The 9,578-nt window shown below is 41.3% G+C and carries 8 protein-coding genes; 1 reads left to right on the top strand and 7 read right to left on the bottom strand.

Annotated elements, in window-relative coordinates; all coding sequences use genetic code 11:
* Positions 1-556: 556 nt before the first annotated feature.
* From IM676_RS19635 to IM676_RS19610, 6 genes are all read right to left on the bottom strand, one after another.
* Positions 557-1,291 carry a hypothetical protein gene (locus IM676_RS19635; protein WP_225880413.1) on the bottom strand — a complete coding sequence of 245 codons (735 nt, stop codon included), beginning with the start codon at positions 1,289-1,291 and terminating at the stop codon, positions 557-559.
* A gap of 192 nt (positions 1,292-1,483) precedes the next feature.
* On the bottom strand, positions 1,484-1,882 hold the full coding sequence (locus IM676_RS19950) for a MerR family DNA-binding transcriptional regulator (RefSeq protein WP_225880412.1): 399 nt from the start codon (positions 1,880-1,882) through the stop codon (positions 1,484-1,486).
* A gap of 412 nt (positions 1,883-2,294) precedes the next feature.
* A complete protein-coding gene (locus IM676_RS19625) occupies positions 2,295-3,029 on the bottom strand; it encodes a hypothetical protein (RefSeq protein WP_225880413.1) in 735 nt (244 codons plus the stop codon).
* A 192-nt stretch (positions 3,030-3,221) separates the two neighbouring features.
* Positions 3,222-3,620, bottom strand: a complete 399-nt coding sequence (locus tag IM676_RS19945; protein WP_225880412.1) for a MerR family DNA-binding transcriptional regulator — start codon at positions 3,618-3,620, stop codon at positions 3,222-3,224.
* 663 nt (positions 3,621-4,283) lie between these two features.
* Complete coding sequence (locus tag IM676_RS19615; RefSeq protein ID WP_200988416.1) at positions 4,284-4,694, bottom strand: QcrA and Rieske domain-containing protein; 411 nt, start codon at positions 4,692-4,694, stop codon at positions 4,284-4,286.
* A 12-nt stretch (positions 4,695-4,706) separates the two neighbouring features.
* Positions 4,707-6,392 (bottom strand): NAD(P)H-quinone oxidoreductase subunit 4, encoded by a 1,686-nt coding sequence (locus IM676_RS19610; RefSeq protein ID WP_200988415.1) that lies wholly within the window; start codon positions 6,390-6,392, stop codon positions 4,707-4,709.
* A gap of 615 nt (positions 6,393-7,007) precedes the next feature.
* On the opposite strand from IM676_RS19610, the gene IM676_RS19605 reads away from it, so the two are divergent.
* Positions 7,008-8,591 (top strand): alpha/beta hydrolase, encoded by a 1,584-nt coding sequence (locus IM676_RS19605; protein ID WP_225880411.1) that lies wholly within the window; start codon positions 7,008-7,010, stop codon positions 8,589-8,591.
* 43 nt (positions 8,592-8,634) lie between these two features.
* On the opposite strand, the gene IM676_RS19600 is transcribed toward IM676_RS19605, so the two are convergent.
* Positions 8,635-9,549 carry a nuclear transport factor 2 family protein gene (locus tag IM676_RS19600; RefSeq protein ID WP_200988413.1) on the bottom strand — a complete coding sequence of 305 codons (915 nt, stop codon included), beginning with the start codon at positions 9,547-9,549 and terminating at the stop codon, positions 8,635-8,637.
* Positions 9,550-9,578 lie beyond the last annotated feature (29 nt).

Here is a 9,578-nt window from a genome sequence, read left to right as displayed (position 1 = left end):
TTGCCTTCGTTTTCCCATCTCCTGAGACTGGAGACATGGACACCAAGGATTTTAGCTGCTTCCTTGGGAGTGACATGTTGCATCAAAACCTCATTAAATCAACTACTTTTAGTCTAGCGTGATTTAGTAAGATTTACTTGTGTTAAGCAAATAATTGACAATTAGTTACACGTCTCAGAGGATGTTTGATAAGTTTTCAACAGGTAATTTTTATCTTAGGGAATGGGGAACACCGGAACACACCGAACAGGGAACAGGGGATGGGGAATGGGAAGGATTGGGGAACACGGTATGGCTAACGCCACGCTATTGCTATCGACTTCGCTCACCGACCGCACAAAAAACAATAAAATCCAGTCCCCTCCCCTTACAAGGGGAGGGTTAGGGAGGGGTCAAATAATATTCGATACACTAATCATAACTTTTAAAACATCCTCTTAGAATCCCCTGTGTTTCAACCAGGGGAGATGTCAAGGAATCAAGTAAGTTTGCAATTATCAAATGCAAAAGGCAAAAGTGATTCTCACTTTTGCCTGTGATGTTTGAGATGATTCAGTTAAAAACCACTGAAATTGTAACCAACTCCTAATAACACACCGATATCAGTTTGGTCAAAAAATCCCGCATTGGCGGAAGCTGTGGCGGTAAATCGAGAATTGAGGGGAAAATCAAGACCAACAGATACTAACAAAGCAGTCTGGGAATCATCACCAGTTGTAATAGCTGCACCTACTCCCACATAAGGTGCGATCGCTAAGGGTTCGTCAAATGGATTGGGCTGCTGTAAGGTGAAATCATAGGTAACCGGAAGCAAGATGGTGATGTTATTCCCAAATATAACTGACGGTCTTACAGATATGATATTTGTCAATCCCACTTTACCAACAACGGCAACATTGCCATCACCTAAAGATGAGTTACCACCTTCTAAACCAAGATTACCAGCAATACCGACATAGTTTCTCCCGGTACGGCTAGATGTATCCAAGGCTCTACCCCCTTGTGCCACATGATGACCAGAAGTCAGTTTAGGATCAGAAATTAGGTATTCTGATGAGGTTTCCACTATCCCAGGTTCTGGTGTCAATATGTCTTTACTAACTTCTATATCCCCCCATGGCTCCAGGATAGATGTTACATTAGCAACAGTCTGCTCTAACATTTGAGTATCTACTGTTTCAGCCAGAGCGGAGGTACCACCACTTAATATTGTCAGAGCAGCTAGACTGGGTAAGTAAAACAAACTTTTAGACTCGCGTAGCTTGTAATAGACAAGGGAAATAATGTTCACATTCACTCCTAACTTAATATTGTTCTCATCGAGATTTTGTCAGATAATTCACCTAAATTTGGCGATATTTAAACTGTAACATCATAAAATCACCAACATACTATGTATTAGGTAGTAGATATCAGGTCAAACTATTCTTTCATCTATTGCCTAGTAAAACTTTCAGCAAGTATGAAAACATTGACCTGCTATTTATCTATCCTGAGGGGGAATTAAATTAGTGTTGATTAATACTAAATAAGTAACTATTCCGATCACCTGACGAACTTTAACTATAAATCTTCCCAATTTTTGTGAAAAATTGGGAGATTTTTCTCGATGAAGGTTGCAGGTATGTTTTTCGGAGGATTGAGCATTGTGTTCAAGTTGTCGTTGCTCGTCTTGCTGGGAATGAGTCGATACTCGTCCATAGCAAATAGTTTTAATTGTCCTGGGTATTCCCCCGATTTTTTCGACTTCTTCGAGTATGAACCGCCTTTGACCGCCTGGTGTACGGATTGCTCTAAGTTTGCCTTCGTTTTCCCATCTCCTGAGACTGGAGACATGGACACCAAGGATTTTAGCTGCTTCCTTGGGAGTGACATGTTGCATCAAAACCTCATTAAATCAACTACTTTTAGTCTAGCGTGATTTAGTAAGATTTACTTGTGTTAAGCAAATAATTGACAATTAGTTACACGTCTCAGAGGATGTTTGATAAGTTTTCAACAGGTAATTTTGATCTTAGGGAACAGGGAACAGGGAACAGGGAACGGGGAACGGGGAATGGGGAATGGGGGACACACAAAAAACAATAAAATCCAGTCCCCTCCCCTTACAAGGGGAGGGTTAGGGAGGGGTCAAATAATATTCGATACACTAATCATAACTTTTAAAACATCCTCTTAGAATCCCCTGTGTTTCAACCAGGGGAGATGTCAAGGAATCAAGTAAGTTTGCAATTATCAAATGCAAAAGGCAAAAGTGATTCTCACTTTTGCCTGTGATGTTTGAGATGATTCAGTTAAAAACCACTGAAATTGTAACCAACTCCTAATAACACACCGATATCAGTTTGGTCAAAAAATCCCGCATTGGCGGAAGCTGTGGCGGTAAATCGAGAATTGAGGGGAAAATCAAGACCAACAGATACTAACAAAGCAGTCTGGGAATCATCACCAGTTGTAATAGCTGCACCTACTCCCACATAAGGTGCGATCGCTAAGGGTTCGTCAAATGGATTGGGCTGCTGTAAGGTGAAATCATAGGTAACCGGAAGCAAGATGGTGATGTTATTCCCAAATATAACTGACGGTCTTACAGATATGATATTTGTCAATCCCACTTTACCAACAACGGCAACATTGCCATCACCTAAAGATGAGTTACCACCTTCTAAACCAAGATTACCAGCAATACCGACATAGTTTCTCCCGGTACGGCTAGATGTATCCAAGGCTCTACCCCCTTGTGCCACATGATGACCAGAAGTCAGTTTAGGATCAGAAATTAGGTATTCTGATGAGGTTTCCACTATCCCAGGTTCTGGTGTCAATATGTCTTTACTAACTTCTATATCCCCCCATGGCTCCAGGATAGATGTTACATTAGCAACAGTCTGCTCTAACATTTGAGTATCTACTGTTTCAGCCAGAGCGGAGGTACCACCACTTAATATTGTCAGAGCAGCTAGACTGGGTAAGTAAAACAAACTTTTAGACTCGCGTAGCTTGTAATAGACAAGGGAAATAATGTTCACATTCACTCCTAACTTAATATTGTTCTCATCGAGATTTTGTCAGATAATTCACCTAAATTTGGCGATATTTAAACTGTAACATCATAAAATCACCAACATACTATGTATTAGGTAGTAGATATCAGGTCAAACTATTCTTTCATCTATTGCCTAGTAAAACTTTCAGCAAGTATGAAAACATTGACCTGCTATTTATCTATCCTGAGGGGGAATTAAATTAGTGTTGATTAATACTAAATAAGTAACTATTCCGATCACCTGACGAACTTTAACTATAAATCTTCCCAATTTTTGTGAAAAATTGGGAGATTTTTCTCGATGAAGGTTGCAGGTATGTTTTTCGGAGGATTGAGCATTGTGTTCAAGTTGTCGTTGCTCGTCTTGCTGGGAATGAGTCGATACTCGTCCATAGCAAATAGTTTTAATTGTCCTGGGTATTCCCCCGATTTTTTCGACTTCTTCGAGTATGAACCGCCTTTGACCGCCTGGTGTACGGATTGCTCTAAGTTTGCCTTCGTTTTCCCATCTCCTGAGACTGGAGACATGGACACCAAGGATTTTAGCTGCTTCCTTGGGAGTGACATGTTGCATCAAAACCTCATTAAATCAACTACTTTTAGTCTAGCGTGATTTAGTAAGATTTACTTGTGTTAAGCAAATAATTGACAATTAGTTACACGTCTCAGAGGATGTTTGATAAGTTTTCAACAGGTAATTTTTATCTTAGGGAATGGGGAACACCGGAACACACCGAACAGGGAACAGGGGATGGGGAATGGGAAGGATTGGGGAACACGGTATGGCTAACGCCACGCTATTGCTATCGACTTCGCTCACCGACCGCACAAAAAACAATAAAATCCAGTCCCCTCCCGTTACAACTATCCATTACCCGGATCTTTCTTAACATTCGTGAGAGCGATCGCTCGCAAACCCCCAAACCTTAATCCTCCGTTGATGATTCTCAATAAAATAAGGGTTTTATCAAGAATAATAAGGTACATTTTGTCAAGAGTACGGAAATTTTCAAGCGTTGAAACCGTTGCCACATAAATGTTTCAAGATTGTTAAGAAAGATGTGAGTAATGAATAGCCGTTACAAGGGGAGGGTTAGGGTGGGGTTAAACAATAGTTGATACACTAATCATGACTTGACAAACATCCTCTCAGAGCGATCGCTATTCCTGACGACAATCAGACAATGCCCATATAATTATTTACCATCTGGGGAAATCCATAGTCAGAAGCGTGAAATTACGAGTTTTGTTTCACTAATACTGAATTATTCTCAATCTTAGTCAAGTAAGTTTTAAGTGGTTCTGTAGCCGGTCCCTGTAGCACCTGACCATCAATGTCATATTCTGCACCATGACAACGACAGTAGAATTTATTATCTTCTCCTTCCCATGTGACTGTGCAACCTGAGTGAGTACAAGTAGGGTCAACAGCGATGAGATTTTCACTAACCGATGTACTAACTACTAAAACATTGACCGTCGGCCATTTTTGCACTAACAATTGACCATCCTGATCTAACTGTGTCACAGTACCCACAGTTTGCCAATCTCCAGATGCCTGTTCAGAAGTACAAGCAGCTATAGCTACAGGTAAACTACTAGCTAATGTACCCAAACCTACCCAATTGATAAAATCGCGACGTTTCATAAGTGAATAAAGTTACTTAACAACACCCAAAACAGGCTTGATTTCAGATGGAGGAATAGTAGGAACTGACAATCTCTGAGCATAGATATGGGGATTTGTTTGAGAGATGGTCATCAAAGATTGCCGTACCTGAGCATTAACAGCCACAGTCTTCACGTCATACATCTGCATAGCCCACTTGGGGTACAACCCGATACCGATAATCAGCACTAAAAAACAGGCAGCAATAAACACTTCACGTGGTCTAGCATCACTATAGATGGTTTGAGTAGGCAGCAGACAGTCAGTACCAAAACAAGCTGTTCCTTCGTCCTCCTGATTTTCCATCTGTGCATTATTCAGATCACAGATTACTGTAGAACTGGTACCATAAAAGACCTTACGTAGCAAATTAAGTAAGTAAATTGGCGTGAGGATAACTCCTACAGCAGCCAGGAAAACCGTGACTATGGAGAAGGCAGAACTATAAACATCGCTACTAGTTATACCAATGAATACTGCCAGTTCCCCCACAAAACCGCTCATACCCGGTAGAGCTAGGGAAGCCATAGCGCTGATGGTAAATAATGCAAATACTTTCGGCATTACCTGACCAATACCACCCATATCATCCATGATCATGGTACGAGTGCGATCGTAGGTGACACCTGCTAGGAAAAACAGCACAGAGGCAATTAAACCGTGGGAAATCATTTGCAGCATGGCGCCGTTAATCCCCAAATCAGTGAAGGAGGCAATACCTAGAAGTACGAATCCCATATGAGAAATTGAGGAATAAGCCAGTCGCCGCTTCATATTCGATTGGGCGAAGGAATTCAACGCACCATAGATAATGTTAACAACCCCCAGAATTGCCAAAACCGGTGCAAAGTAAATATGTGCATCGGAAAAAACTTCCAAATTCAGGCGAATTAGTCCGTATCCTCCCATTTTCAGCAGCACACCTGCCAGAATCATTGATACTGGAGAGGAAGCTTCTCCGTGAGCATCAGGTAACCAAGTGTGCATGGGGAACACTGCCAACTTGACCCCAAAGGCAATTAACAATCCTGCATATAATAAAAGTTGTAAATTTAGTGGGTAGTCTTTCAATTCCAAACTGGCTAAATCAAAAGTGATATTACCGCCACCGTAGAGCGCCATGGCCAATGCTGCCACCAGAATAAATATAGAAGCTGCCGCCGTATATATCAAGAATTTTGTGGCGGCGTAGCGACGCTTTTGTCCCCCCCAAATGGAAATCAGTAGGTATACGGGAATTAGCTCCACTTCCCACATAATGAAAAACAGCAGCAGGTCTGTGGCGACAAATACTCCCACTTGGGCTGAATACAGCACTAGCATCAGGAAATAGAAAAGACGAGGTCTGCGGTCAACTTGCCAAGCGGAAAAAATTGACAATGTTGTTACCAGTCCCGCCAGAAGTACAAACGGAACTGATAAACCATCTACAGCGATCGCCCAACTTAGCCCTAACTGGGGCATCCAGGTATAATTTTCTTCTAGTTGAAATGTTGCACTGCTGGCATCATAATGTTGCCAAAAGGCGTAGCACATCAAGATTAAATCCAAAACTCCCACACCTAGGGCATACCATCGTACTCCCTTACCGTCTTTATCACCAAGTAGAGGGATAAATAGAGCTGCAACGCAGGGTAAGAGGACAATCACACTCAGCCAGGGAAATTCATCTGTCATCGGATATCTAATCAATAATACTTAATTTAATTATCATCTCATACTATTAAAGTTTTTAATAATTTGTTAATAACTATTGGTGGCATAGAAAAATTACTATCCTTACCCACAGCCACGACTAACCCCCAAACCATAGGATGGTTTATGCAGGGATTCCCTGGAAATCTGATATTTAGTAATTCTTTACACCAGTATAATTGGAATATCACTTGATATTAATAAATACTGTTGAAAGTGAGATCATGGTAATATGAAATAGAAGATATGCTCAGTGCAGCACCGCTGGCGCTATCGCTGATCTGGCTTGTAAGGAATGATTGTTTCAAATATAGTAGAGTTTTATCAAAATTTTTAGCTGAGAAAATTCTCAAAAGCTTAAATGCTGAATAGGCGATCGCTTATCGCCGATTTTGACATGAGCCTGTAGGGTAGGTTAGGTATGGAATTACTTGAAATCTCAGCCGGTAATTATATGACTATTCATGGTAAAATTAGCAAAAAGGCTTTAACTGGTTCAAAAGGTTATCCCTCATAAATCAAAATGTTTTTCGGGGTCAAATTATGCGATATACATTACCAAAGATTACAATAAATATCTTTTTATTAATTACTATAATGAGCACATATTTATTGCTGAGGATCAAACCGGTAAAGGCAGCAGAAAATGTTATTTTGCGTTATGGTATTTTAGAAGAATCAATATCAGTTGAAGATTTGCAAAAAATTGCTAAAACAGGAATAGTACCTCGGCAATATCAAGTTTATACGCAGAAATTTCCCCCGCAAGAGCAGCAAAAATTTTTAGAAATCCTCCGCAAGAAAATTCCTGTAAATTTTGTGAGTTTAAGTAGACTCTTATATACTCCGGTTGGTAGTACTATTCTCCAAGACTTCTCTAAACTCACATTCCGCAAGGATGAGGCGGGAATGCAAGCCCTGAGAACTGCGCTGGTACATGGTTCTAAAACTTCAGAAGGACTTTCTGTGATTAGCTTTATCCAAAACTACCCCAGTCAAAACCTTGTAATTAATGTAGCGGAAGTACCTAGGGTTTTTGGGAGCTTTAACCTGTCCTATCAGCAAAGCAACGAGTTTATACAAGCCATCACTCCCCAACTGGCTGCAAAGCCTACAGAACTGAATTTACCCTTTGATCCAGGGGAAGTCGGAACTGGGAAAGTACAGGTAATCAACTTACCCAGATTAAAGGATGAACAACGCCAACGTCTTGTTCCTGTTGACATTTACTGGTCAAATGCTGCCATATCTGCCAAACCTGTGGTGATTTTATCACATGGTTATTCCTCTGATCGCACAGATATGCGCTACATAGCAGAACATTTAGCATCTCATGGATATGTAGTAGCAGCCCTGGAACATATTGGTAGCAATCAAGATTACCGAATACATCCAATACAGGGCGGTCTAGCATTGCTAATGAAACCCCAGGAATTTTTGGAACGCCCTAAAGATATCAGTTTTATTTTAGACCAGTTAGCCGAGTTCAACCAACAAGAAGGACACCCCCTACAAGGTAAGTTAACAACCAATAAGGCTATGGTCATCGGTCATTCTTTTGGGGGTGGGACAGCGATGTCTATTGCTGGGGGAGAATTACAAGTAGATTTTTTAAGAGAACGTTGTGCTCAATTCCTAGATACTACTGTTAATTTCGGGGAGGGTTTGCAGTGTGTTGCCAAAACTCTACCACAAGATCGCTACAGATTAGGAGACCCTCGCATTAAACAGGCGATCGCTCTTAACCCCACAACTTCCCTGATGTTTGGTGAGACTGGGTTAGAAAATATCCAAATTCCTACCCTAATTTTGGCATCATCAGCCGATCAAGTCACCCCGGCGTTAACAGAACAAATCATTAGTTTTAGCAAAATATCCGCACCAAAATGGCTGATTGGAATTATGGGAGCAACTCACGGTAGTATCAAAGATCCAATTTCTACCGCCAACAGAGAGGAGCAGGGGGGTGTTGAGGTAGTTGGTGAGCAAGCTGCTGATCTTCATAGGTATATAAAAGTTATTACCTTAGCATTTGCGGCACAAATGACTCCTCAAGGGGAGGAATATAAAATCTTCCTCACCCCAGAGTACGCCCAATATGCTTCTACCCAAGGATTCCCCATTCGTTTAGTAACGGAGATTCCAGCTGATGTTCTAGAGAAATTGCAACTCCCCCGCTAGGGGAGTCTACACACAAACAAGCTTGTTGGGCAATAAACATCAACTACCTAACCACTTGCAGACGTTGAGTGATGATTGTCGTCCCATTAGATCTGACAATCACCGCCGATACCCAACGATGACCGGGAATAGCTGGGGCGCGCCCGATTTTAAAAAGTCCGCCAGATGTTAATCGTTCCAAATCTACAGATGTGGGATTGAGATATTTACCGACTTGGACAGGTTCTTCTATTGCGGTTCCCAGTAAGAGGTCATCCCCTAGTGGTTCTCGGACAATGGCATCAAAATAATAGGTTTGGCCTAATCTTACTTGCTGTGGTAAATTAATATCGATTTTAGGTGGCTCCTCGCCGGAAGTAAGTACACTACGCTCTGACAAAATTTCTTGCTCTACTATTTTTGTGTCTTGAATCCGTTGACGGGATGTAATAGTGGCATTCAGAGTGAAATTGTTGTTGTGGGTAGATGATAAACCAATTATATTAGTTACTGTTTCGGCGACAATGGTATTACCTTCAACCTGCCAAGATTGCAACCTTGTACTGTATCGCAAACTGGGATAACGTTTCCAGAATGCTATTAAGGATTGTTGTAAGGATTGGTAATTCAGTCCATCTGTACTCCTGAAGTTAGGACTGTAAAGTTGCATGACTTCTTTGATGTTACCACGGGTAGCGGCTGCATCCAGTTGTGCGAATAGATTTTTCAACTGGTTGGGGGAATCCTCAAAGGTGACCGGAGAGAAACGGTTGGTGGTTCGCCATTGGCGTAGTCTGTCTTGTAAAGAAATCTCACCGCTGTTGACAAGAGTCTCCACAGGTTGCACCTGTTGTAGTGTCCTAGCTGCAGCCGGTTGCCAGTGACTGATGACACTCAGTAAAAGCAGTGTGATAATTAACCCCATACTATGAGGAAATTTCTGTTGGGGTTTCAGTAATAAAGCGGTAATGTTATTCATCTGGTAAGAGTTTGCTGATTTAAGTAGGA

The sequence above is a fragment of the Anabaenopsis elenkinii CCIBt3563 genome, assembly GCF_015245355.1.
GTDB lineage: Bacteria > Cyanobacteriota > Cyanobacteriia > Cyanobacteriales > Nostocaceae > Anabaenopsis > Anabaenopsis elenkinii.
This window is presented reverse-complemented; position numbering and strand designations above follow the sequence as displayed.

Excerpts from the sequence above, each read along its gene's own strand:
- IM676_RS19950 (WP_225880412.1), bottom strand. The coding sequence starts at position 1,882 with ATGCAACATGTCACTCCCAAGGAAGCAGCTAAAATCCTTGGTGTCCAT.
- IM676_RS19945 (WP_225880412.1), bottom strand. The coding sequence starts at position 3,620 with ATGCAACATGTCACTCCCAAGGAAGCAGCTAAAATCCTTGGTGTCCAT.
- IM676_RS19615 (WP_200988416.1), bottom strand. The coding sequence starts at position 4,694 with ATGAAACGTCGCGATTTTATCAATTGGGTAGGTTTGGGTACATTAGCT.
- IM676_RS19610 (WP_200988415.1), bottom strand. The coding sequence starts at position 6,392 with ATGACAGATGAATTTCCCTGGCTGAGTGTGATTGTCCTCTTACCCTGC.
- IM676_RS19605 (WP_225880411.1), top strand. The coding sequence starts at position 7,008 with ATGAGCACATATTTATTGCTGAGGATCAAACCGGTAAAGGCAGCAGAA.
- IM676_RS19600 (WP_200988413.1), bottom strand. The coding sequence starts at position 9,549 with ATGAATAACATTACCGCTTTATTACTGAAACCCCAACAGAAATTTCCT.